The sequence below is a fragment of the Pedobacter sp. W3I1 genome, from assembly GCF_030816015.1.
Taxonomy (GTDB): domain Bacteria; phylum Bacteroidota; class Bacteroidia; order Sphingobacteriales; family Sphingobacteriaceae; genus Pedobacter.
Window position 1 is genome coordinate 4946394 of the sequence record NZ_JAUSXN010000001.1, and the last position, 23874, is coordinate 4970267.

23 protein-coding genes and 1 pseudogene are annotated in these 23874 nt (G+C 36.8%); 8 read left to right on the forward strand and 16 right to left on the reverse strand.

Annotated features, from left to right (window positions below; translation table 11 throughout):
* The first annotated feature begins 120 nt into the window (after window positions 1-120).
* Together QF042_RS20120 and dnaJ are read left to right on the forward strand one after the other, a co-directional pair.
* Window positions 121-702, forward strand: coding sequence for a nucleotide exchange factor GrpE (locus QF042_RS20120; protein WP_307531744.1), 582 nt, complete (start codon window positions 121-123; stop codon window positions 700-702).
* A gap of 89 nt (window positions 703-791) precedes the next feature.
* Window positions 792-1955, forward strand: coding sequence for a molecular chaperone DnaJ (gene dnaJ, locus QF042_RS20125; RefSeq protein WP_307531745.1), 1164 nt, complete (start codon window positions 792-794; stop codon window positions 1953-1955).
* Between the two features lie 58 nt (window positions 1956-2013).
* Here the strand turns inward: dnaJ and QF042_RS20130 are convergent, their stop codons facing one another.
* Window positions 2014-2964, reverse strand: coding sequence for a DUF3829 domain-containing protein (locus QF042_RS20130; RefSeq protein ID WP_307531748.1), 951 nt, complete (start codon window positions 2962-2964; stop codon window positions 2014-2016).
* Window positions 2965-3139: 175 nt separating this feature from the next.
* Here QF042_RS20130 and QF042_RS20135 point away from each other — a divergent pair, with 175 nt between their 5' ends.
* From QF042_RS20135 to QF042_RS20145, 3 genes are all read left to right on the forward strand, one after another.
* Window positions 3140-3442 (forward strand): hypothetical protein, encoded by a 303-nt coding sequence (locus QF042_RS20135; RefSeq protein ID WP_307531750.1) that lies wholly within the window; start codon window positions 3140-3142, stop codon window positions 3440-3442.
* Between the two features lie 30 nt (window positions 3443-3472).
* On the forward strand, window positions 3473-4189 hold the full coding sequence (locus QF042_RS20140; RefSeq protein ID WP_307531751.1) for a DUF72 domain-containing protein: 717 nt from the start codon (window positions 3473-3475) through the stop codon (window positions 4187-4189).
* 1302 nt (window positions 4190-5491) lie between these two features.
* Window positions 5492-6406 carry an exopolyphosphatase gene (locus QF042_RS20145; protein WP_307531753.1) on the forward strand — a complete coding sequence of 305 codons (915 nt, stop codon included), beginning with the start codon at window positions 5492-5494 and terminating at the stop codon, window positions 6404-6406.
* A gap of 355 nt (window positions 6407-6761) precedes the next feature.
* Here the strand turns inward: QF042_RS20145 and QF042_RS20150 are convergent, their stop codons facing one another.
* The 11 genes from QF042_RS20150 to QF042_RS20200 form a co-directional block, all read right to left on the reverse strand.
* Window positions 6762-7439, reverse strand: coding sequence for a hypothetical protein (locus QF042_RS20150; protein WP_307531755.1), 678 nt, complete (start codon window positions 7437-7439; stop codon window positions 6762-6764).
* A gap of 53 nt (window positions 7440-7492) precedes the next feature.
* The gene (locus QF042_RS20155) at window positions 7493-8059 is read right to left on the reverse strand and encodes a nucleoside triphosphate pyrophosphatase (protein ID WP_307531757.1); all 567 of its coding nucleotides are present in this window, start codon (window positions 8057-8059) and stop codon (window positions 7493-7495) included.
* Between the two features lie 69 nt (window positions 8060-8128).
* Window positions 8129-8515: a Spy/CpxP family protein refolding chaperone gene (locus QF042_RS20160; RefSeq protein ID WP_307531759.1), complete on the reverse strand. Its 387-nt coding sequence runs from the start codon at window positions 8513-8515 to the stop codon at window positions 8129-8131.
* A 103-nt stretch (window positions 8516-8618) separates the two neighbouring features.
* Window positions 8619-9122 (reverse strand): hypothetical protein, encoded by a 504-nt coding sequence (locus QF042_RS20165; protein ID WP_307531761.1) that lies wholly within the window; start codon window positions 9120-9122, stop codon window positions 8619-8621.
* Window positions 9076-9450: a universal stress protein gene (locus QF042_RS20170; RefSeq protein ID WP_307531762.1), complete on the reverse strand. Its 375-nt coding sequence runs from the start codon at window positions 9448-9450 to the stop codon at window positions 9076-9078. The genes QF042_RS20165 and QF042_RS20170 overlap by 47 nt, the downstream gene beginning before the upstream one ends.
* Before the next feature lie 546 nt (window positions 9451-9996).
* Window positions 9997-10524 (reverse strand): HAD family hydrolase, encoded by a 528-nt coding sequence (locus QF042_RS20175; protein ID WP_307531764.1) that lies wholly within the window; start codon window positions 10522-10524, stop codon window positions 9997-9999.
* Between the two features lie 71 nt (window positions 10525-10595).
* Window positions 10596-10838, reverse strand: coding sequence for a Fe-S cluster assembly protein IscX (iscX, locus tag QF042_RS20180; protein WP_088300868.1), 243 nt, complete (start codon window positions 10836-10838; stop codon window positions 10596-10598).
* 87 nt (window positions 10839-10925) lie between these two features.
* Entirely contained in the window at window positions 10926-11258 is a 333-nt protein-coding gene (locus QF042_RS20185; protein ID WP_029275355.1) for a 2Fe-2S iron-sulfur cluster-binding protein, read from the reverse strand.
* Between the two features lie 40 nt (window positions 11259-11298).
* Window positions 11299-12063 carry a Rossmann-like and DUF2520 domain-containing protein gene (locus QF042_RS20190; RefSeq protein WP_307531769.1) on the reverse strand — a complete coding sequence of 255 codons (765 nt, stop codon included), beginning with the start codon at window positions 12061-12063 and terminating at the stop codon, window positions 11299-11301.
* A gap of 4 nt (window positions 12064-12067) precedes the next feature.
* Window positions 12068-14533, reverse strand: a complete 2466-nt coding sequence (locus tag QF042_RS20195; RefSeq protein ID WP_307531770.1) for a heme lyase CcmF/NrfE family subunit — start codon at window positions 14531-14533, stop codon at window positions 12068-12070.
* Window positions 14534-14538: 5 nt separating this feature from the next.
* Window positions 14539-14973, reverse strand: a complete 435-nt coding sequence (locus QF042_RS20200) for a cytochrome c maturation protein CcmE (RefSeq protein WP_307531771.1) — start codon at window positions 14971-14973, stop codon at window positions 14539-14541.
* Between the two features lie 255 nt (window positions 14974-15228).
* On the opposite strand from QF042_RS20200, the gene QF042_RS20205 reads away from it, so the two are divergent.
* The 3 genes from QF042_RS20205 (at window position 15229) to QF042_RS20215 (ending at window position 19553) form a co-directional block, all read left to right on the forward strand.
* Complete coding sequence (locus tag QF042_RS20205) at window positions 15229-15909, forward strand: hypothetical protein (RefSeq protein ID WP_307531772.1); 681 nt, start codon at window positions 15229-15231, stop codon at window positions 15907-15909.
* A gap of 145 nt (window positions 15910-16054) precedes the next feature.
* Window positions 16055-18079, forward strand: coding sequence for a hypothetical protein (locus QF042_RS20210; protein ID WP_307531773.1), 2025 nt, complete (start codon window positions 16055-16057; stop codon window positions 18077-18079).
* A gap of 73 nt (window positions 18080-18152) precedes the next feature.
* Complete coding sequence (locus tag QF042_RS20215; protein ID WP_307531774.1) at window positions 18153-19553, forward strand: hypothetical protein; 1401 nt, start codon at window positions 18153-18155, stop codon at window positions 19551-19553.
* A gap of 499 nt (window positions 19554-20052) precedes the next feature.
* Here the strand turns inward: QF042_RS20215 and QF042_RS20220 are convergent.
* The 4 genes and pseudogenes from QF042_RS20220 to QF042_RS20235 all read right to left on the reverse strand — a co-directional run bounded on the left by QF042_RS20220 (window position 20053) and on the right by QF042_RS20235 (window position 23700).
* Window positions 20053-21475: pseudogene (locus QF042_RS20220) on the reverse strand (Glu/Leu/Phe/Val dehydrogenase).
* 438 nt (window positions 21476-21913) lie between these two features.
* Window positions 21914-22132: a CcmD family protein gene (locus QF042_RS20225; protein WP_307531775.1), complete on the reverse strand. Its 219-nt coding sequence runs from the start codon at window positions 22130-22132 to the stop codon at window positions 21914-21916.
* A gap of 2 nt (window positions 22133-22134) precedes the next feature.
* Window positions 22135-22884, reverse strand: a complete 750-nt coding sequence (gene ccsA, locus QF042_RS20230) for a cytochrome c biogenesis protein CcsA (protein WP_307531776.1) — start codon at window positions 22882-22884, stop codon at window positions 22135-22137.
* Window positions 22885-23034: 150 nt separating this feature from the next.
* Entirely contained in the window at window positions 23035-23700 is a 666-nt protein-coding gene (locus QF042_RS20235) for a heme exporter protein CcmB (protein ID WP_307531777.1), read from the reverse strand.
* Window positions 23701-23874 lie beyond the last annotated feature (174 nt).

Below are 23874 nucleotides of genomic sequence, written 5' to 3' on the forward strand. Positions count from 1 at the left end.
GACATCCGTCAGCTAATCAGCCAATCTGTTCAGATAAATACAAATAAATCTGACAGCTTGGCTGATTTCCGTTTATGGCAAAATAGTTGAGATTAACACAAAAAAATTCAGCCTAGTATTATGTTTAATAAGAAGAAAAATAACGATAAAGAAGAAAATATAATGAATCCTGAAAATACATCAGAAAATACTGCTGAGAATGTAGAGAATACTGATGCTCCTATCGCTGAAACTGAGCAGGCACCCGAATTATCTGCAGAAGAAAAATTGCAAGCGGAAGTTCAACAGCTTAACGACAAATATTTACGTTTATATGCTGAGTTCGATAATTATAAACGTCGTACGCAAAAAGAACGTGTAGAATTATTGCAAACTGCTGGTAAAGATGTAATTGTTTCACTTTTACCTGTTTTAGATGATTTTGACCGTGCATTAAAAGCAATGGAAACTGCTACTGAGGTAGCTCCGGTTAAAGAAGGTATATTGTTGGTAAGCACAAAACTGAAAAATACCTTAGCACAAAAAGGTTTGAAAGATGTAGAAAGCATTAGCCAACCTTTCAATACCGATTTCCACGAAGCCATTACTAATATCCCTGCTCCTAGCGATGACCTTAAAGGGAAAGTGATTGATGAGGTTGAAAAAGGTTATACCTTAAATGATAATGTTATCCGCTTTGCTAAAGTTGTAGTTGGAGCGTAAGAAATAATTATTGAATGATTGAATTTTGAATGATTGAATTAACATTCTCTCATTCCATCACTTAATCATTCAATCATTTTATAAAGAAGATGAGTAAAAGAGATTATTACGATGTATTAGGCGTAACTAGGGGCGCAGCCGCTGATGAGATAAAGAAAGCTTATCGCAAGATGGCTATTAAATATCACCCAGATAAAAACCCAGGAGATAAAGCTGCTGAAGATAAATTTAAGGAAGCTGCAGAAGCTTACGAAATTTTAAGCAGTCCCGATAAAAAACAACGTTATGATCAATACGGTCATGCTGGTGTTGGTGGCGCAAGTGGCGGTGGTTACGGCGGTGGCGGCATGAACATGGACGATATTTTTAGCAATTTCGGCGATGTATTTGGCGGCCATAATCCTTTCGAAAGCTTTTTTGGCGGCGGCGGTGGCGGTCAGCAACGTGGCGGTCGTCGTGTTGCCAAAGGTTCCAACCTGCGCATAAAAGTTAAATTAACGCTTGAAGAAATTGCACATGGTGCAGAAAAGAAAATCAAGGTTAATAAACTGATCGTTTGTAAAACTTGCGACGGCTCTGGCGCAAAAGATAAATCATCGGTTAGTACCTGTGGTACCTGCGGTGGCAGCGGCCAGGTGCGTAGAGTAACCAATACCATTTTAGGCCAGATGCAAACTGCATCTACCTGTCCTACCTGTAACGGTAGCGGTCAGCAAATTACCTCAAAATGTACAGTTTGTCATGGAGACGGTGTTGTACGTGGCGAAGAAACCATTACCATTAATATTCCTGCCGGTGTAAGTGAAGGTATGCAATTAAGCATGAGTGGAAAAGGAAATGCAGCACCTAATGGTGGCATCCCTGGTGATTTAATTATCTTAATTGAAGAAACACCGCACGAAACGCTTAAACGCGAAGGCAATAATATTGTGTACGATTTACATTTAAGTTTTGTTGATGCTGCTTTAGGTATGAGTATCGAGGTACCAACCATTGATGGTAAAGCAAAAATAAAAATCGAACCAGGTACCCAAAGCGGAAAATTATTGCGCTTAAAAGGTAAAGGTTTGCCAGAAGTGAATTCTTACCACAGAGGCGATGAGATTATCCACATCAACATCTGGACACCAAAAGCTTTAAGTAGCGACGAACGTGATGCTTTAGAGAAATTACGTGAATCGCCGAACTTTAAGCCTCAACCAGGTAAAAATGATAAGAGTTTCTTCGAAAGAATGAAAGAATACTTCGAGTAATGAATTAAATATAAAATTGAAAAACCGATGTCGCAAGCATCGGTTTTTTTTGTTTCAACTAGTCAACAAAATTGTTGTAGGCCGATCTCATATTATCCTGATCCCTAACTAATTCCTCAATATCATACTCTGTTAATTTACCAGAAGCAGATGCATCACGCATCATTTTCCTCGCCGCAATTAAATAATCATTTAACCGATCGTTAAAATTTCTAAAATAACTATCCTTGCCAGGAAATTTAGCTGCATCGGGCGCAGTCATAGCTACATGTTTATTATACTGATCTTCTAGCACCTGATAAGCAGATTTAGCCTTTGCCTCTATCGTTTTATAATTTTTATTACTGGCCAATAATTTAGTAAACTCGGCAACTTTGCTCCTGTCATCTTTTAATGCAAAAATATACTCTTTTAGCGGGTGAGTTTTTAAAATTACACGTTCTGCATCATCGCCAATTATATTTAATTTAGCCAAAACCTGTTCATCATAAGCATAATATTTTTTGCCCATGCTGTAAATAGAATCCACTAAAGCTTTTCCTTTAACCCCTTTGTCATCCTTCCAATCTTCTGCCTGGATATATTCATCTAAAGATTTATATGTTTCTTTAATTTTATCAAGTACGCCCGTCATGGATACTACGTTTTCCTTGAAAAATTTTTGATCATCGCTGCTTAAAGCACTTGGAGGTGTATCTGGCTTTATTTTACTGCTACTGATTGTGCTCATAGAAAATGGCGTGATTAAACCAATAAAAGCGAAATTGTCATTTGGGTTTCCCAAGCCTTTTTCAATTTTAATAATGTTACCTTCTATACGCTTAATATAATCGTTGTTTTTATCCGTAAAGCTTACCACTACATTGTTGTACTCAATAATCTCATTTACGTCTTTTTCATCAACCTCAGCGTAGCTTGTTTTAGCATTACTGTCTTTTTTACCATCATTTTTGCATGCTGTTACCGACAATACAAGTGCAAGGGCAGTTAATTTTAAGAGTGTTTTCATAGTTTTTTATTTTTTCATAATCTGATCTTCCATCACAGCAATTTTTAAACCAAAAAGTTGTAGTGGACAAATGGTTGTTTATTCCGTTAACGGCCCTTACCAAACTGGTTATTTTTCTTAAATATTGCCCTCTTTAGGGGTTACAATTTCAATAACAAGGTATTAACAGTAAAATATGGATGAAGTCAATGACGCTTTTAAAAAGAATCCTATCGCCTGGGCGATATTTACATGCTATTGTATCGGTTGGATTTCTCCAATACTAATAACCATATTTTTCGCCGCCCCAACAGAAAATTTACAATATAAAAAAGGCCACCATTCTCCTCTTACCGGCTTTTTAACACTTTCAATTTTTTATTTGTTAATTATGTTGACATTAGGATTTACAGGAAATAAAAACAAGGTCTATTTAAAACTATCAGGTTACATTGGCATCTCGTTGATTATTTTCACTGCAATCTATAACGGAGAATAAACCTTTCCCTTTATAACCTGTTTTCTATACATGAAATGGAGAATTGGTTGTTCAGGTTTCTATTACCGCGAATGGAAAGAGGTCTTCTACCCTAAAGGTTTGGCACAAAAGGATTGGTTTAAGTATTATTGCGAGCATTTTAATACAATAGAGATCAATTCTACCTTTTATAAAATGCCAACTCAAAAATCGTTCGATAAATGGTACGATGAAAGTCCGGACGATTTTTTGTTTACCATTAAAGCACCACGTTTAATTACACATTACAAACAGTTTAAAGATTGCGAAGAACTTATCAACGATTTTTACGAAGCTATTCAAATCGGGCTAAAAGAGAAATTGGGCTGTGTACTTTTTCAGTTTCCACCGAAGTTCGATTATAGTGAAGAACGGTTAAATCTGTTGATCGGAAATTTAAATCCAGCTTTTAAAAATGTAGTGGAATTTCGTCACATCAGTTGGTTTGAAGATGAAATTTATAAAAAACTAGCCAAAAACAAAATCATTTTTAGCGGACAGAGTTACCCTTATGCCCTGCCTGATGATGTGATCCAGAATACAGAAACCATTTATTACCGTTTTCATGGAAAACCTGTATTATATAAATCTGAATATGATATGAATACGATTAAGGATTTCAAAAATCAGATTAAAGATGGTGCTGGTGAAGTTTTTGTTTATTTTAATAATACCTGGGGAGTTGGGGCGTTGCATAATGCAAAACAATTACAAGATTTAGTGAAATAGATATATTAGTGCAGTCTGATGTTTCCATCTGACTGCTCAGATAATATATGGCGAGTAATACCACTGAGTGATTGTTACCGTGTCAGATGGTAACATCCGACACCACAGGAAGTATCTGATATCACGTAAGAGGTTAAGCACCTCGCTATTTTGCAAAAACCCACAGACTTAAATAAAATAAACCTGACAGCAATGATATTTCGTTCCACTACCCTTAATTTAGCACAAGCGTTAACGAAATTTAATGGATAGCAGGACTATCGGCACCGAAGAACTACTGCCACTGCTTTCCAAGCCATAATAATGGAATAAGATTGAGTAAAGCAATTGCAGCGATATTTTTTAATGCTAGCCGGGCTATACGCTGTAGTCCCGATGAAAAATCGGGAGCTGCCGCTGCTTTCCCGTTTTATTAACCTGGGTTTGTGCTACTATTTATGGAAACCTGGCAAGAGCGTAAACTTATAAGCTACTTACTATCCTGCCAAAACCCACATCCCCTGAAAAATAAACCTGATAGCAATGGTATTTCGCTTCACTAACCTTAATTTAGCTCAAACGTTAACGAAATTTAATGGATAGCAGGACTATCGGCACCGAAGAACTACTGCCACTGCTTTCCAAGCCATAATAATGGAATAAGATTGAGGAAAGCAATTGCAGCGATATTTTTTAATGTTAGTCGGGCTATACGCTATAGCTCAGATTGAAAAAATCTGAGGCTGCCGCTACTATCCCGTTTATTAACCTGGGTTTGTGCTACTATTTATGGAAACCTGACAAGAGCGTAAACTTATAAGCCATTTACTACCCTGCCAAAACCCACAGTCCCTGAAAAATAAACCTGATAGCAATGTTATTTCGCTTCACTAATCTTAATTTAGCACAAACGTTAACGAAATTTAATGGATAGCAGGACTATCAGCACCGAAGAACTACTGGCTCTGCTTTCCAAGCCATAATAATGGAATAAGATTGAGGAAAGCAATTGCAGCGATATTTTTTAATGTTAGTCAGGCTATACGCTGTAGTCCCGATGAAAAATCGGGAGCTGCCGCTGCTATCCCGTTTATTAACCTGGGTTTGTGCTACTATTTATGGAAACCTGGCAAGAGCGTAAACTTATAAGCCATTTGCTACCCTGCCAAAACCCACGGACTTAAATAAAATAAACCTGATAGCAATGGTATTTCGCTCTACTACTCTTAATTTAGCACAAACGTTAACGAAATTTAATGGATAGCAGGACTATCAGCACCGAAGAACTACTGCCACTGCTGTCCAAAAACAAAAACATCAAATATGCGCATTGCAGTTATCGACCTCGGCACAAACACTTTCCACTTGCTCATCGCTGAAGCAAAAACAAACCAGTTGGAGATTTTATACAAAACTAATATTCCGGTTAAACTCGGTGAAGGAAGAATTAACGACAACATCATTATCCCGGTAGCCTTTGAAAGAGGTATAAATTGTCTTAAAGGTTTTAGTCAAACTATTGCCGAATACCAGGTTGATAAGGTAAGGGCAACCGCTACTTCAGCCGTTAGAAGTGCTGAAAACGGGAAAAATTTCGTAGATGTGGTAAAAGAAAAAACTGGAATAAGCATCGAAACGATTAGCGGCGATGAAGAAGCTGAATTAATTTACCAAGGCGTAAAACTGAGCGGGGCGATAACAGCGCTATCCTTGATTATGGATATTGGAGGTGGCAGTGTAGAATTTATCCTTTGTGATCCTGAAAAACTGATCTGGAAGAAAAGTTATAACATTGGCGCAGCACGTTTAATGCAACAATTTTTCAAATCAGATCCCATAGCCGACGAAGAGAAGAATGCCATTTTATTTCACATTCAAAATCAACTGACCGATCTTTTCGATATCTGCGAAAAATACCAGCCTGAAATTTTAATTGGATCTGCCGGAGCATTCGAAACATTTGCTGAACTCATGATCAGAAAAAACAATCTGAAAACAGATATCAATACGACTAAAACCTTCGCATTCAATTTCGACGACTATATTGCAACTTCGATCAAACTACTCAATGCTACGCATAAAGAACGTGCCGAAATGCCAGGCATCATCCCTTTAAGGGTTGATATGATTGTAATTGCTGCTTTAATTACCAACTATGTTTTAGGCAGAACTAAAATAAATCGGCTAACACTTTCTACCTACGATTTAAAAATGGGTGTTTTAGCCAGCCAGATATAAAAATGAGGAGGGATTATAAAGGTGATTTTATCCTCAGATTTTGTCATGTTGAGCTTCCAGAAGAATCGGGACAAGTAGTCGAAACATACTAAAGATGTTTAATTAAGTCCTTCAACAAGCTATCAATGACAGATACTAAAAATCGGTCGTCATTTCGACTGAAGCGCAGTCCCGAACTTTCGGGGAGAGAAATCTTATAACATAGTTCAAAGATTTCTCCACTGCGGTCGAAATGACGATGCCCTGACGCTATTCAATTACTCAAAATCATGTAATTAAATTCATTTCATGAAATAAATTAACCCTCAGGGATGACAACGTTATATTTAATGATAGCCTCAGTGAGCGTATTAGGTTATTTCTTTTTAACTGTGGAAATTACCAATCCCATGATCATGGGCTCGGCCTTCTTCAGATTAAGATTGCTTTGTTTCTCCTTAGAAAAATCAATAGTTAAAAATGCACTAAATCTCATGCTTTCAACCACTAATTTATTATTGTTAAGATCAAATTTGTTATCAAAAGTGATTTCGTACCGGCCATTTTTATCGGTCATTGCAAAAAACTTGGTATCAAGAATGGCTAACCTTATTCCAGCTACAGGTTTATGATCTGCGCCGATAACATAACCATATATTTTTTTGGGTACAGCGGTTTTTGTATCGTCTGCTCTTTTGTTTAGGCTACTTGTAATTTCAATTGGTGTTTTCAGATTTTCTGCCCTGGCCTCCATTACAAAAACACTCATCCCAATGGCAAGCACCCCAAGATATTTCATCCAGTTTTTGTTGCTTGTTGGAACAATGGATAAATGATAGTTGAGCTGATTTAATTGAGTTTGGCTTAGGCGGCCACATACCGAAGAACCGGAATTAGCCAATACCCCTATAATTTCGGCATTGGTATAACCTGAAAAATCGATTACATTTTTACTACAGGCTTTACAGAAATTAAAACCTGTTCCTTTTTCCATTTCATCCCAGTTTTGCAAACAGGGTTCGGGTATGGTAACTTCGCTAATTCTCGTTTTCATCTTGCTTGATTTTCTTAGATGATGAAACTTTTACGAGAATTCCACAAGGGGATTTAAATAAATTTCAACAGTTCGTTATAAAGTTTTTCTGTTGGCAGGCCCATTACGTTTGTATAAGAGCCTTCTATGCGCTGTACCACTACAATACCCCACCAATCTTGCACACCATAACTTCCGGCCTTATCAAAGGGTTTATAATTATCAATGTAGAAGTCGATTTCATCGGCGGTAACAGATTTACAGTAAACTTCCGTCCTGTCGTAAAACGAATGAGTTTTATTGCCTTTAACAAGCGTTACACCAGTAAAAACTTCATGTCTGCTCCCAGATAACTTTTTTAACATTTCTTGTGCATGCGCCCTATCTTCAGGTTTACCTAAAATTTCGCCGTTTAAGGCAACAATGGTATCAGCTGTAATCACTATTTCACCATTAGCGGTAAATGCATTAGCCTTCTGTTCTGAAATGTAAACGGCAATTTCAGCGGGACTTAAATCTGAAGGATAACTTTCATCTATATCTTTCAGTTCGACTTTAAAGTTTAAGCCCATGAGGGTCAGGAGTTCTTGTCGGCGTGGCGATTTTGATGCTAAAATAATGGGTGGGAAATTGGCAGGCATATTCTATTTTTCTGCTAAAATAAGAAAAGCGACATAAAGCCGCTTTTCTTATTTGATATTTTATCAAGATTAGTTATTTCCACCACCTTGTCTACGTTTTTCCATTTCGGCACGCTGCTCTTTTTGCCAGGTTTCGTAAGTTTTTTTCTGATCGTCTGTTAATACTGCAGTCACTTTTGCATCATTCTCAGCACGCATTTTTTGCATTTTCTCTCTCATCGCATCTCTATCACCACCTTGCATTTCTTCGCGCATTTTTTTCATGGTTTCTGCCTGCTCAGTAAAAACAGTGGTTAACTTTGTTTTCTGATCATCAGATAACTTTAATTTTTCGTCTAACTGTTTTACTCTTTCTTCAGGTTTCATCATCATTCTGCCTTGTCCACCACCTTGCTGCGCGTTAGCGAAACCAGCTATACCTAGCATTAATCCGCAAATCATCATTAATTTTTTCATGTTGTTTTTGTTGTTTTTGGTTGAAAATTGAGATGGTTTGAGTCTAAAAAAAATCAATAGTTTAATGGCAAAATGTAACTTAGCTGTTGCAAATCGCAATCAGTTAATCTTTTAACAACAGTACGGGTACGTGCGATTTAATGGTTAATTTCTGCGATACGCTTTCATGAAGCAGGCTTTCGAAAAAGCTATACTTTTTAGGCAATGCGATAATCAATTGTGCTTCTTCACTTTTTGCAAATTTAACGATCCCTTTAATGGTATCAGGATGATCGGAATAATGATAAGCGGGAGAAAAATCTTTTAACATTTCATGTAAAAAATGTTCTTCTTCCGAATCTATGGTGTGGCCTGAATTGATATTGAGCACCAAAAGTTCTAAAGCATGTTTACTGAGGATGTTTTTAAGGGCATGCATGGGGATTACTTCTTTAACCTTTTTAAAATCGCAGGCTAAAATGGCTTTACGGATCGATTGATAATCGGCTTTAGGCGGCACAACCAATACAGGCACCGGACTTGATTTAGAGATTTTAATGGCATTAGAACCGATATCACTTTCATCTTTCGCCCTTTTTACCGTTACTACCAATAATAATGAGCTCAATCTCCTCTCTGTTTACCCGATCGATGATGGACCGTAAAAGTGTTTTTCTTGTTAATGAGATCTCGATTTCTACATTGGAATTAATCTCCAACACTTTTAACTTGAGTTTTTCCAGCGCTTCGAGCCTCTTCTTAATTTCTTCAGCAATATGTGCATCTGTGGTGATGAGCATATCAGGGGTTGGAAGAATACTTTCATATTCTGAAACGTAATAGGCATTAAGCAGGATAATTTTTGAGTTGGTCATTGCAAAACTCAACCTGGCGGCATATTTGGCAGCATGATCTGCTGTTTTTGAAAAATCTACTGGTACGAGGTATGTGCTCATATGATTAAAATTAACATTTTTTACATTAGCAAATTAATCAATCGATTGATTAATTTGCTAATGTAAATCTCGTATATAATCCAGTTTTTTGCAAATTTTGAGAATGAAGATTTATAATTGTACCGTCATTCTGATTTCCTCGTCTTCTGAATTTTGTTCAGTACCCTTCATTCAGAATGATATTGTTTATGACTTCTTAAACTATTTGATTAGTAAAGACCTTGAGGCAAGTTCAGGGTGACGCATAACAAAAAGGTCCTTCGACTACGCTCAGGATGACAATTGATAGAAAGGATAATTGTGAGAAACAGTAATGACCAATTTACAATTGGCAGTTGACACTTTGCAGTACCAATGAACAAATGACTAATGAACCTATTACAATTGGCAGTTGACACTTTGCAGTACCAATGAACAAATGACTAATGAACCTATTTACAATTGGCAGTTGGCACTTTGCAGTTACCAATGAACAAATGACTAATGAACCTATTTACAATTGGTAGTTGACACTTTGAAGTATCAATGAATAAATGACTAATGAACCTATTTTCCGGAATCGGAAGCGTTTGGATATTCATCATGCCATCTCCCTTGCACTTTCATTACCTTTTCGATAATATCGCGAACAGCAGTTTTACCACCATTGTAGGGAGAGACAAATGTTGATATCGCTTTTATTTCTTCTACAGCATCGGCCGGGCAGGTTGGAAGCCCAACGAGTTTCATTACTTTTAAATCAGGGATATCATCACCCATATAAAGCACTTCTCCTGCAGCAATGTTTTTATCCTGAAGATATTGATTAAAAATGGCCACCTTATCACCTGCCCCGAGAAACACATCGGTTACCCCCAGATTAAAAAAACGTTTTCCCATGGCAATACCATCTCCACCAGATATAATACAGACGTTATACCCTCTTTTAGCAGCCAACTGCATGGCATAGCCATCTTTTATGTTAAAAGTGCGCAACGACTGGCCATTATCAGTTACCTGAACCGATCCATCCGTAAGCACACCATCCACATCGAAAATGAAAGTGCTAATCTCTTTTAGTTTTTGAAGAAACATCTTGCGTTTAGCGTTAGGGGTAAGCGTTTAGAGTTGACTCAAGACTAAGGACTCCGAACTCAGGACTGAAATTATTGGTTATCTCTCCACTCGTAAACCCAGGCAGATTGAATTTGCTCTAAATGGCCTTCGCTGCTTTCTTCACGGGTTCCTTTAAAGTTTGGCAACTCTAAAACCCATTCTAAAAGTTCTGTAAAGCGGATACGGTAGATTTTGGCTTCTGTAAAATCATCACCAAATTTCTCATATAAAGACATTGCAATATCCTCATAATCGTTCCAGTAAAAAGGTAAAGCAAATTTATCGTTATTCATGTTGTTAGTTGTTGTTGTAAGGTTGAAAAGTTTTAATGTTGTAAGGTTTTCAGACTACCGACTAAAGACTTTAGACTCAGGACTAAACTAGTGTCCCATAAAGTCTGACTGATCTGGAATGGTAACTTCGATATCACCATTAATCACTACACATTGGCAGCCCAGACGGGAAGTAATTTTCGGGCGAACAGCTCTATCAATAAAGTCTTCTTCCTTATCAGAAATCTCTTCGATGTTATCCATGCCCTTTGTTACGTATACATGGCAGGTACTGCAGCCACAAACACCACCACAGTTGTGCTGTAATTCGATCCCGTTATCCAGGCAAACATCTAAAACAGATTCGCCAGCTGCTATTGGTAATTCAATAGATTCGTGATCTGCTTCTTCAAAATTTATTTTTAGTTTAAAAATGCTCATAATTATTTTGCAAAAGTAATAAGCAAAAGCCGTAATTATGCTATTTCAGCGTTAATTTTATGCTATCGCTCAATGTTAGATAAATGTTCTGCAATTCGGGCATATCTGTTAACATGCTCAAATGTTTATTTAAAGTACTTTCGTCGGCCCTAACTGCTGGCCCAGTCTGCACATTTTCAGGTAGATTGCTCATTACCTTATCGGCTGTTTCGGCAATTAATGGTCTGATGATTTCGAAATCTAAACCATTCTGGTTTAAAATCTTGTTGGCTAAAGCGTACAGGTGATTCGGGAAATTACAGGCAAATACAGCTGCAAGGTGTAATACTTTTCTTTTCCCGCCATCTAACTGGTATACCTGACGGCTAATTTTTGCAGCCAGTTTATTTAAAATTGTCAATTCACTTTCACCGTTCGCCTCGATACAAAGTGGGATATTTTCAAATGAAACCTCTTTACTCTTCGAAAAAGTTTGCAAGGGATAAAAAACACCTGCTTTTTTCACCTGTGCAGATAAAACACTAATGTCGGTAGTTCCTGAGGTGTGCACCACCAAACCCGTTACTTGTTTTAATGATTGGGCTACGGTTTCAATGGCATCGTCTTTTACCGAGATAATGTATAAATCAGCATCTTGTTTAACCTCATTTAAATCGTTTATAGCTTCAGCTGCTATTAAATGAGCCAATAAGTTTGCATGATTAAGATTTGGGCTATACACCTGCACCACATCTTCACCTTTCACTTTTAATGCTTTTGCTAAGTGTGTGGCAACATTCCCCGAACCTAATAAAACAATCTTCATGATTCTATGCGGCTTTGGCCTCTTTTCTTCTTCTGAAAATTGAAAGTAAGAAACCAACAACCATTACAATGGTACCTGCCCAATATAAATTGATGAAAGGAAATTCTATCGCTTTAAAAACTACCCAGTCTTTAGCCTGCTGAGGTTTTTCAAAAATCTGGAGCTCCACTTTTTTCTCATCTGGCAATACTCTGGAGAAACGGAATTTCAAATCCAACTCATCCACCTTACGGGCGAAATCGAAAGTATTATTTCCTTTAATCAAGAAAATAGGCTCTGTGTTATAAACTTTACCGGCAGCATTAATCTCTAATGGTAAACCAACCGCATAATCTCCCTGGCCCAAAACTAAATCTTTTGCAGTAGGTTTTCTGTTTAAATCTTTAACCGTAACAATGCCACTTGAGGTGTGAATGGTATCCCCTACCGAAACCTTAACAATACGCGGTGCTTTATAATTTTCATCATCAGAATGACCTTCATGATCATCGTGCGATTCTTTTTTAATAGCAGCGCTGGTAATGTGTGTATAAACATCGTAAGTTAAATAATGCTTGGTGTCAGGAGAAGCAATTAAACCCATCTTTTCATTATCCTGCACATGTGGATGCAAGTTAAAATCTTCCTTAACTTTACCTTCTTTATCTAAAACTTTAAAATTAAGGGTGTAAATGGTATTGGGTGCTACTGTAGTATCGGCTACATATGTTACGGTGTACTTACCCATTTTCTTAGGTTCGTTTTTGTATAACATAATGTTTTCACCTGGTTTTTCCGTTTTTTCGAAATCCTTTACCGGGATAAATTTATTCGCGTTGATGGATAAAGGTTTATTGGTAGCTGCAGAAATTAATGCACCCAAGATCAGGAAAGCAAAACCAATGTGTGCAATTGCAGATCCGGCCAATTTTGCCTTACCACCGAAAGCCTGATATAACACTGCCGCGTTAGAAAGCACTGCAAATAAACAACTGAAAGTAATCAGGATGTACATGGTGTTGGTATAAATATCTGCTACATATACCAAACCCGCTGTTAATACAATGGAGAAAATAATTGCCGATACCAGACTGCTATAAAATTTGCGCGGATCGGTCCTTTTGTATTTTAAATATTGAGAGAAACCTGAAATTAGGGTGATCAATACCGCGAAAGGTGCCTGCCATTGATTGTAGTATTTTACCGCATCGATTGGAGGAGAAAAGTTAGTTCCAAAGGCTTTGTTAAATACAGGTACCGAAGTGGAGAATATTACCTGGATACAAGCGATAGTTACTACTAAAGCTCCAATAAACATCCAGAATTCACGAGAATAGGTTTCTTCATCTTTAGTAGTAATTGGCAATTCTTTCCATCTTATTACAATGAGCACAATCGCTAAAACAGCGAAAACAACATTGTATAAAATCAAGTGCCCAAACATGCCCATATCGGTAAAGGAGTGAACTGATGTATCACCTAAAATTCCGCTTCGGGTTAAAAACGAGGCATAAAGCACCAATAAGAAACTTAAGAATACTAAAGCAATTGCGGTAAAATAAGCATGACCAGTATTCTTATAAGCAATCATGACGTGTACAGCACCAATTAGGGTTAACCACGGAATTAATGATGCATTTTCTACAGGATCCCAGGCCCAGAAACCGCCAAAGTTTAGCGCTTCGTAGGCCCAGAACGAGCCCATAATAATGCCTGTACCCAAAACCATTACTGCAAAAAGTGTCCAGGGCATAGCAGGCTTAATCCATTCCTTATATCTTTTTTGCCATAAAGCCGCAATTCCGTAAGCGAATGGCACAACCATACTGGCAAAGCCCAAAAACAAAGTTGGCGGATGGATAACCATCCAATAATTTTGCAATAAAGGATTTAATCCTTTACCATCCGTGATGAACTTAAGGTAATTTTTATAATTTTCAGGATTTGCAAAAACCACAGGTGCCTGTGCTTTTAAATCCATCGCATCTCTTAAAAGGATGAAAGGAGAACTTCCAACACGCTCGCCTAAAATTTCTACGCCTAAAAGCATTGAAGTTAAAAACACTTGCGAGAAAGCCACAACAGTCATTACCGGACTTTCCCACGATTTAGCTTTCCAGATTAACAATGCCCCCAAAAACGACTGCCAGAAAGCCCAAAGCCAAAAACTACCTTCCTGTCCTTCCCAAAAGGCAGATATAATGTAGTATACTGGAAGTTGTTTTGAAGAGTGAGATTGAACGTAATAGTATTCAAAATAATGACCAAGCACCAGATAGAATAAAATTGCTCCGATACCTATAATACTAGCAAAGTTAACAAGGTATCCAATGCGGCCTAAGTTCCGCCAGGATTTTTCTTCAAAGTTTTTATCGCGACTGGCAAAAAAATACGATATTGTTGATAGTAATGATGCACTAAATGCCAAAACAATAAAAAACTGTCCGATTTTACCTGGTAACAGGTGTTCGCCTACAAATTGAATATCCATTAAAATTAGTTATATTTTTTTTCGCCGTACTTCCCTACGGTGTCTACTTTGCCATCTTTATTAACCTCTACCAGGTTATCGTTATATTTAGATGGGCATTTCATTAAAATTTTCGATGCGTAAAACTTGTCTTTGTTCATCTTGCCGATCAACACCAATTTTTCAGATTTTTCGAAATCCTGTGGCTTGGTACCAGCGTAAATTACCTCTCTCACTTCTCCCTTTTCATCTTTCATGTGGAATGAAAAATGGTTAGCATCTTTTACGGCATCGTAGTAAGTGCCCATTGATTTTACCCAATAACCCATAACATGCTCCTCTTTCTCAGAAAGGGTTGCCTGTTTGAAGTTAGAATAGGTATCGGTATTTGCATTTAAGCTAAATAAAATCCCTACGGAAATTGCGATGGTAATTAATCCAATGATTGCACTTTTCTTCATGGTTATACTAATTGTAAAAGCTGGCAACAAAGATAGAAAAATAGGCTTAGCCAGCATTCTTTTACATTTTTCTTGTCTTTATATTGACAATTATCTGATTTTTGAAGAAGAAATATTTTTTCCGAAGGCCTATTTATAACCGATCTTAAGGAATATCTTAAATCGCTTAAAAATTCGCCTTGAAATTATTAAGTTTGGCCTGTCAGATAATCATTCCTTTTTTACATCCCTCAATAAAACATAAACCGGATTAATATGAACTTGAAACAGCTTTATAAGCTTTTGTTATTTATCTTTTTGATACCCATTTTAAGCTCTTGTTTTGAGGTAATTGAAGAAATTGCCATGAAAAACGACGGAACTGGCAATGTAGTACTTACCATAAACCTAAGCCAGAGCAAAACCAAGGTAGCTTCGGTAATGCTTTTGGATAGCGTACAAGGCTATAAAGTACCCAGTAAGCAAAAAATTCAACAGGAATTAAATGAAGCCGTTGCCTATTTAAGAAAATCGGAAGGAATTTCGAATGTAAAAAGCACGAGTGATTTTAATAATTATATCGCAACCATTAGTTTTTCTTTTAAAGATGTTTCGAATATCAATAACATCACCAAAAACATTCTTGCTCAGCAAAAAATTAAGGCCACCAATACTTCCTCGTACGCTTATAACAAAGCCACTAAAACCTTTAGCCGAAAATATCAGGCAATAGGTACTGCTAAAACGGAATTCAATAAATTAAAGGCAAAAGACAAGGCGGTTTTTAACGGCGCAACCTACACCAGCATTTATCGTTTCGAATCGCCTGTAACAAGTAGTACCAATCCGGCATCAAATGTATCGAAATCTAAAAAAGCAGTGATGTTAAAAAGCAGTATCATGGATTTAATTAATGGAAAAATTAACGTATCTAATTCTATACAATTATCTAAATAAAATGAAACCATCGTGTATTCGCGATAGTTTCACCTCCACTGAAAACAAATTATATTCTAATGAAACCATCATGCGCATACCGTTCACAAACCGAGATGAATATGCTCATGATAGCTTCATAACCATTAAAAAACAAATTATACTAATGAAAAAAATTCTAATTACCATCTCTCTTTTCTTATCGTTCAACCTGGCTAAAGCCCAGGATCTGGTTAAGAAAATACCTTCAAATGCTTTCACCGTTGCCACCATTAAAGGTGATAATATATTTAAGTTAATGTTTGTGAAAGATTTTAACGAATCTTTTCTAGGCAAGAAATTATTGACCGAAACTTCAAAATCGCTTGATAAAAACTTTACCAGTATAGAAGACTTCGGCATCAACCTGGAGAAAAACATGTATTATTTTAATCAGTTAAGCGATAGTATTACCTATAACTGTTTTCTGATCCCGATAAAAGATGCGACTAAGTTCGAAAGTTTAATTAACAACAAAGAGAATAAATTTAAAAAGGAAGGCGACGTTCGCACGATGATTTTGCCTGATAGTACGAGTGTTATTAAGTGGAACAATAACATGATGTATTTTGTAACAGGAAGCATCAGCAGTTCTTTTTTTGCCGATTCAGTTAAATCTGCCCGTTATGGAATTAAGGATATTAGGTTCCAAAGTGACGATGCAATAGCTGCTGATAGCGCGGCTGTGGCTGTAGATTCTACTTATGCAACGACAGATGAGCCTATGGTAGAGGCAGTTGATGCCCCGGTTATTGAAAAAGTAAAAGTTCGGAAAAAGTCGGCCGTAAAAAAGAACGCTAAAAAAACTACCAGTAAAAAGAAAAAAGTATTAAAGAAAAAAATCCCTTTAAAACCGCAGTATCAACATGATGATGCAGTGGCAACCGTTGATGATGCATATGTGGATACTGCGAGTGCCATGACTCCAGTTCACGGTGTAGTAGATGAACAATATGATGCTTACCAGCAAGAACGTGCAGAGCAAGATGCTAAGAAAAAGAGATTGGCTTTTACCTGGATGACCACTCAGGCTGATCAGATTTTCAATGGTACGTACGAGTCTATCGAAAACAATAAATCATACACCGCGAGTTTAGATAACAAAGCCATTGCAGAACTATGGGTGTCGAGTCTTCAAGATGTTTATAATGCGATTTCTCCTGAATTTGGTGCTTATGGTAAAGCAGGGTTAATGAAAGGGTATGGCAGTTTAAATGCAAAACTTTTTATGGATGATAAAAGTTTCCGCATCTCTACAGGCTTAGAATTGGCGCAGGAACAAGCAGATGCTTATAAAAAAATCATGAACAGAAAGTTAAACAAAAACTTTTTGAAATATGTAAACAGCGAAAAAGCCCTTGGTTTTATGAGCTATTCTATCGATACCAAAGCTTATCTGGAAGAATTCCCTAAATTAATGAAACAGACCTATGGTTCTTTCCTGGGGGCTAAAATGGATGAAGAAATTGACCTGGGCGCTGAACTGCTCTCTCTTTTGTTAGATGAAGAAGCTGTTAGCAAAGTAATTAAAGGCGATGCCTTATTTGTAATTAATGGATTAAATACAAAAGACGTTACCTACACCACTTACGAATATGATGATGATTACAAACAGAAAGAGGTAACTAAAACCAAAAAAGAAACGTTACCTGATTTCCTTTTCATGTTTTCATCAGAAGATCACAGATTGATCAACAAACTGATTAAATATGGCGTAAACAAAAATTATGTATCTGTTGAGAACAACATTTATAAAATACAGGAAAAGAAAAGTCCGATTGATATTTACTTTATCATTAAAGATGGTATTGTATTTTTCGGTAATTCGTTAACTGAAATGCAGGGTATTAGCAACAACCAGTACAACGGCAACAAATTAAGTAAACTGCACAAACAACTATTGAGCAAAAATAATTTCAGCTTTTTGTTTAATGCCAAAAACCTGGTGGACAAAGTGCCGGATTCGGAAATTGGTGGTGAGGAAACCGCTAAGAAGTTTAACAGCACCTTAGAAAAAATGGGCAACGTGTATATGAAATCGAACCCGATAAAAGGTAGGTTGGTTTCGGCAGATATTAGTGCTGAAATTCCGAACGGACATGAAAATGCATTGAAATATTTGTTCTCGTTAATTGAAAATGCGGCTAAGTAGATCAGTTGGCAGTTATTGGCAGTTTACAATTTACAGTTAACCGATTAACCAATTTAAACAGTTAACCTTTTCTATGAAGAAATTCTTAATAATAACAGCAGCGATAGTAATATTGCTGCTGCTTTCCTACTTCTGCTTTTTTAAGTATAGAGAAATTCAGGCTAACAACATATCAATTCCGGTTTCAACCAATGCCTTGCTTAAAATAAATGTTGATGAGTTGTACAAAACCATTGCTGTGAGTTATATAAAACATCCAAATCAATATTCGGGGGCAGATAAAAAAGGTATCAAAGAAAAGGTAAACGATTTAAATACAGGGTTGAAAATCCCGGCAAGCATCTACCTATATAGTTTAAAAGGAAAGGTAAAAACTACTTTTTTTTCGACTTTTGAAATAGCAGATACTTTAGCATTTCATCTTTTTATCCAAAAAAAATCTTTTTTGCCATTGATCAAAAAAGATAGTAATTTCTTTCAATCCAAAGATTCGACCTTCTTTATCTTATTTAACAAAACAACTGTCGCTTTTGCCTATACTCCTAAAAAAGAACAGGTAAAAACTACGCTGGTAGAAATACTGAACCCAAAAAACATGATTAAAGTTGGCGATAGTCGATTTAACGAACTTGTAAACCTTTCCGATCATATTTCGTTTCAAAATACCGAGAACTTTAGCAAAATTAATTTTACTGATGGAAAAATTAATTTCAGCAATGAGTTTATCAATCAATTGATCGAGCCAGCCGCTAAGCCCCAACACCGGGTTCTAAATCCAGAAAGTACGGTAAGCATGTGGCTAAATGCAAAGTTTAAATCCGATTCACTTAAGAAAAATCAAACCGGAAGTTCTGCTCTCTTTTCTAAAAATAATTTTTTCAGGTTTTACAAGGATTACCTGGATTTTGAATGGACAAATACCATTACGCAGGTAGACACTGTTGTTGGGTATGAATATAATGATGATTTTGAAAGGGTTGAAAAAAAAATACTTCAGGACCGTAAGATTCCTTATATCTCCATGAATGTGGCTGCTAATGACCGGGAAGTAAGCGATTACCTTAAATCATTAGGCGCGTTGGATCAGTCGACAGGAAAGATTAGCAGCGCTATCATTCCGTTGTACCAGGTTTACTTTAAAGGTAACAATGGTAATGTTCTGTTAAGTACTGTAAAAAGCGCTAAACCTGATCTAAAAAGGGCATTATCAAACGATTTCTTCTATTTTAAAGTAGATTTTAAAAAGTTGATTAAACAAACTCCAATGCCCGTAATTGCTGATAAACTGGGTACTTTTAGTCAACTGGAGATCAAAGCTAAAGGCATAGGAAAAGACAAAGTCAAATTGGAATCGGAACTTTCATTTTTAAACAAGGATGCCAACGCCTTGATCCAACTTTTAAAAACATTTAGAAATGGCCTCAACAATACTTTAAATTTTAATTTTTCTGTTGGTAGTCCGGCAAGCAAGTAAGGTTTTCCCGCAGATTTAAGATGATTTACGCAGACTATAATTGTTTGCGGTATCAATAAAAATAACATTAGTCCTTCTACAGGCTATCCAATGACAGATTCTAATAGAAAGTTCCTCCTCGCAATGACGATAATCTGAGAAGATTTATCTCCTTAAAATCTCATGTTATTTTAATTGATTTTTATACATTCACTTGTTTGGTAAGCCACCAAACAAGGATTCGGTAATTGCCCTTTGTATCTAAACCTGATGGGACGGATGCCGATCCTTCATCGGCAGGAGGTACAGCGGGACCAACCCACCCCTATGCAATACAGGCCATTCATTTCCAAAGCAAAAAAAGCTAGAAATGGTTTACACAGTCAGCTAAAGATTCAGACCGGAGTTTGTGATAGCGAACTTTGTCACAAAAAAGCCCTGCAGTTTAACCCTGCAAGGCTTCATAATAAGATTGCCACATCCCGATAAAGGATCGGGATTCGCAATGACGATTAGTTGATTATGGCCAAACGCCTAAATTCATATAAGAAACTGCAATTTTATCGATTGAATTTACAAAAGCAGCTGTCCGCAAGGTTTGGGTTGCTGGTTTGTTCATTAACGTTTCGCGGATCTCGTGATAAGAATGAATCATAGTATCTTCTAAACCCGAATTTACCAGTTCCATTTCAGATGCGCCTTTAACAATCATTAAACGGTGCTCAGGAAGGATAGTTTTACCGGTTAAGTTTTCTAAAGTATTAATTAGATTCGCATTTGAGTTGGCTGCATAACGGTTCTCCATACGGCCAAAGGCCACGTGAGAAAGATTTTTCAGCCATTCGAAATAAGAAACCGTAACACCACCTGCATTGCAATACATATCAGGAATGATGATACCGCCCATTTCGGTAAATATGGTTTCGGCCTCTGGTGTAGTTGGACCATTTGCACCTTCAGCAATAATTTTCGCCTTGATATTACGGATATTAAGCTCGGTGAATTGATTTTCAAGAGCAGCAGGAACAATGATATCACAATCTTGTTCTAAACCTTCCATCGAGTTTTTAAAGTCTTTAGCACCAGGGAAGCCTAAAATCGATCCGGTGTTTTTACGGTGTGCAAAAACCTCATCCACATTTAATCCGTCGGCATTATAAATAGCCCCTTCAAACTCGCATAAACCTACAATGGTAGCACCAAATTCGGCTAAGAATTTAGCCGAGTGGTAGCCCACATTACCTAATCCCTGAACAATTACTCTTTTATCGCCTAAGCCAGCTTTAAAACCGATTTTAGCCATATCCTCAGCTACATCTACACATTCACGTACGGCATAAGCCACGCCACGCCCAGTAGCTTCTTTACGACCACGGATTCCGTGTAAAGCAATTGGCTTACCAGTTACACAACCTAATGCATCTAACTGACCAGGATTCATGGTCATATAGGTGTCGGCTATCCAGCTCATTTCGCGTTCACCCGACCCATAGTCAGGAGCAGGAACATCAATACCAGGGCCAATAAAGTTTTTCTTAATTAATTCTGTTGTATAACGGGCGGGTGATGGTTTCTAATTCGGCAACACTGTATTGTTTAGTGTTAATTTTAATGCCACCTTTTGCGCCACCAAATGGAACGTTAACAATGGCACACTTGTAGGTCATTAAGGCTGCAAGTGCCATCACCTCATCTTCGTTTACCATTTCACTGTAACGGATACCACCCTTTGTAGGGCTCATGTGATGAGAGTGTTCTACACGCCAGGCATCAATTACTTCAAAACCGTTTCCGCGGCGGATTGGGAACTGGAAACGATATACACTATTACATGTTTTAATCTGGTTCAATAAACCTTCCGGATGATTGGTGAATTGAGCCGCACTGTCAAAGTTCTTACAAACATCTGCAAAGAACTTGTTCTCGTCTGCTAGATTAGCCATTATTTATTTTTTATATTGAATAAGTTTTCGATGCAAAATTGCCTAAAAAAACCGCACATATCCAAATGGAAAAAGACTTAGTGTAAAGCAAACACCACTCTATTTTAGCCTAATAATAGCTTTTATACCCATAATAGAAAACTGTTCAAAAACCATACTTAAACACCTTTAAATGCAGGTATCTTGTTTAATAAGCCCCATAAAAACGACTATCTTTATAGGTTTCATTACGACTTATTTTGATCAAAAAAAATTATAAAAAAAATATTCACAAGGGCATTTTATTATGAGACTAATTATTTGAAACACAAAAATGCCTTTATAATTACGAATATTATAAATTTTTCATCAGAAATAAGGCGTAAAAAAAGGAGATCAAATAATTTGATCTCCTTTAAAATTTAATCCGGACAAACCGTAATCATCATCCAATTTATGTTATTTTTCGATATGGTTTTCTTTTTCGATTTTCTTCAATCTTTTGTCAATAGAGAAAAGATAGGCAAGCAAGCCAACTAGTATAATTACGATACAGATTACCACAACGTAAATTTTTCCGCTGCTGCGAAGGCTATCAGCCATTTCTACTCCATTATCCTGGGCAAATAACTGCAGGGCTGTCATCATTAATATCAGGGAGAAAAATATCTTCTTCATTTTTAGTTATGTTGTTGTTTGTTTTCGTTTGTTATTGATTGATTTTCAGCGGTAACGAAGCTATCACGAACACCTTTTATCTCATCGTGATCGGGTGTGTTCATGATGGTTTCAATATTACGTATTCTGAAACGGATAGTGTATACCCAGTAACCGATTAATATCCAGCCTAAACATGCAGGATAAAATACCATACGCATGCGGCTGTCTAAATCGTAACTGTTAAAACCAGGATTACCACCATTGCCTGGGTGCAACGAATCTTTTAACCGGGGTAAAACAAAAAGTAATACGACCATCATTGGGAAAGCAAAAATATTGTAAATGGCCGAAATCTTGGCCCTTTTCTGCTCTTCGTCTATTGCATTGCGGAGAATGAGGTAAGCAAAGTAGAGCAAAATTGAAATAGCAGCAAAATTCTGTTTAGGATCGAAGCTCCAAAACTGTCCCCAGGTATATTTAGCCCAGATGGCACCGGTAACTAAACCTAAAATACCAAAAACAATCCCTGCATTAACGCTTTCTACTGCTTTGATATCGTCGATTTCACTTTTGCTACTCAATGATTTTACGCTGTAAAAAACAGAGATCGAAAAAAGAATAATCATGGCAAACCACATCGGGACATGGAAATACAGATTACGGATGGTTTCGTTCAAAATAGCCAGATGTGGTACGCCTAGTAACAAACCCGCTATTGCAGTATAAATTACCAAAACTGAACCTAAAATTTTCCACCAAGTTTTATTCATACATATATAATTTTGAATGATTGAGTTTTGAATGAGAGAATGTTCTTTTCTTATGCCTTAATAATCATCAAGGATTTAATACTTACGAATTTCTCATTCTATAATTCAATCATTCTCTCATTTAATCCTTCTCTCATTCAATCACTAATCTTAATCCCTCCAAAGGTAAGGAAATAACAATAAAGACGTTGCCACCATCAATACATTTACCACCAGTAACATCGCTATTTCATCGTAACTATTCTCCCATGGCAAGCCATCAACAGCATTTTTGGCCAGTTTAATTAACAAGATCAACACCGGAATAATGATTGGAAAGCTTAAAATCGCCATCAACATTCCACCATTACCCGCTTTGCTTGCGATTGCCGAAACCATTGTAAATACAGTAGAAAAACTGATGCTACCCAATACCACGGCTATGTAATACATTACTAAATCGGGTGGGGTAAAAGAATCGAAAACCAGTGTATAAAAACCTAAAGCAATTGTAGTAAGCACCAACATGAGGAGGATGTTGTAAACCGTTTTAGAAATTAAAACCGCAGCCGGACTCGCTAAAATGTAACTATACAACTGCTGGCCTTTGGTTTCCTGCAAAAAACTTTTTGATACACCATTGATTGAGGCAAAAAGCATGATGATCCAAAATAAGGCATTCCATGTTAATTTATCGCCCAGGCTAACAAAAGAGAGGTAACAGGTAAAAATAGTAGAAACCACATAGAGTAATACACCGTTAATGGTATATTTGGAGCGCCACTCTAACAATACTTCCTTGTGAATTAAATATTTAACCTCTTTGGCCAATTGCATAACCGCAAAGATACTTTTATTGATAAATATTGCATGCTTAAATTGTTGTATTGTTGTAATTTTGTTTAAAGTTTAGGTGGCAGAAAAAAGTTTTAAACCACAGATGAAGAAGATAAACACAGATGGCATTTTTTCGTAGCATCACAAATGAGCTTACAAATATTCTGAAAGTCT

Bases quoted from the DNA above. Each gene is read 5' to 3' on its own strand.
- ccsA (WP_307531776.1), bottom strand. From the start codon at position 22,884: ATGAATAAAACTTGGTGGAAAATTTTAGGTTCAGTTTTGGTAATTTAT.
- QF042_RS20155 (WP_307531757.1), bottom strand. From the start codon at position 8,059: ATGCCTGCCAATTTCCCACCCATTATTTTAGCATCAAAATCGCCACGC.
- QF042_RS20235 (WP_307531777.1), bottom strand. From the start codon at position 23,700: ATGCAATTGGCCAAAGAGGTTAAATATTTAATTCACAAGGAAGTATTG.
- QF042_RS20170 (WP_307531762.1), bottom strand. From the start codon at position 9,450: ATGAGCACATACCTCGTACCAGTAGATTTTTCAAAAACAGCAGATCAT.
- iscX (WP_088300868.1), bottom strand. From the start codon at position 10,838: ATGAATAACGATAAATTTGCTTTACCTTTTTACTGGAACGATTATGAG.
- QF042_RS20175 (WP_307531764.1), bottom strand. From the start codon at position 10,524: ATGTTTCTTCAAAAACTAAAAGAGATTAGCACTTTCATTTTCGATGTG.
- QF042_RS20200 (WP_307531771.1), bottom strand. From the start codon at position 14,973: ATGAAGAAAAGTGCAATCATTGGATTAATTACCATCGCAATTTCCGTA.
- QF042_RS20190 (WP_307531769.1), bottom strand. From the start codon at position 12,063: ATGAAGATTGTTTTATTAGGTTCGGGGAATGTTGCCACACACTTAGCA.
- QF042_RS20140 (WP_307531751.1), top strand. From the start codon at position 3,473: ATGAAATGGAGAATTGGTTGTTCAGGTTTCTATTACCGCGAATGGAAA.
- dnaJ (WP_307531745.1), top strand. From the start codon at position 792: ATGAGTAAAAGAGATTATTACGATGTATTAGGCGTAACTAGGGGCGCA.
- QF042_RS20120 (WP_307531744.1), top strand. From the start codon at position 121: ATGTTTAATAAGAAGAAAAATAACGATAAAGAAGAAAATATAATGAAT.
- QF042_RS20150 (WP_307531755.1), bottom strand. From the start codon at position 7,439: ATGAAAACGAGAATTAGCGAAGTTACCATACCCGAACCCTGTTTGCAA.
- QF042_RS20225 (WP_307531775.1), bottom strand. From the start codon at position 22,132: ATGAAGAAGATATTTTTCTCCCTGATATTAATGATGACAGCCCTGCAG.
- QF042_RS20130 (WP_307531748.1), bottom strand. From the start codon at position 2,964: ATGAAAACACTCTTAAAATTAACTGCCCTTGCACTTGTATTGTCGGTA.
- QF042_RS20145 (WP_307531753.1), top strand. From the start codon at position 5,492: ATGCGCATTGCAGTTATCGACCTCGGCACAAACACTTTCCACTTGCTC.
- QF042_RS20210 (WP_307531773.1), top strand. From the start codon at position 16,055: ATGAAAAAAATTCTAATTACCATCTCTCTTTTCTTATCGTTCAACCTG.
- QF042_RS20205 (WP_307531772.1), top strand. From the start codon at position 15,229: ATGAACTTGAAACAGCTTTATAAGCTTTTGTTATTTATCTTTTTGATA.
- QF042_RS20195 (WP_307531770.1), bottom strand. From the start codon at position 14,533: ATGGATATTCAATTTGTAGGCGAACACCTGTTACCAGGTAAAATCGGA.
- QF042_RS20185 (WP_029275355.1), bottom strand. From the start codon at position 11,258: ATGAGCATTTTTAAACTAAAAATAAATTTTGAAGAAGCAGATCACGAA.
- QF042_RS20160 (WP_307531759.1), bottom strand. From the start codon at position 8,515: ATGAAAAAATTAATGATGATTTGCGGATTAATGCTAGGTATAGCTGGT.
- QF042_RS20215 (WP_307531774.1), top strand. From the start codon at position 18,153: ATGAAGAAATTCTTAATAATAACAGCAGCGATAGTAATATTGCTGCTG.
- QF042_RS20135 (WP_307531750.1), top strand. From the start codon at position 3,140: ATGGATGAAGTCAATGACGCTTTTAAAAAGAATCCTATCGCCTGGGCG.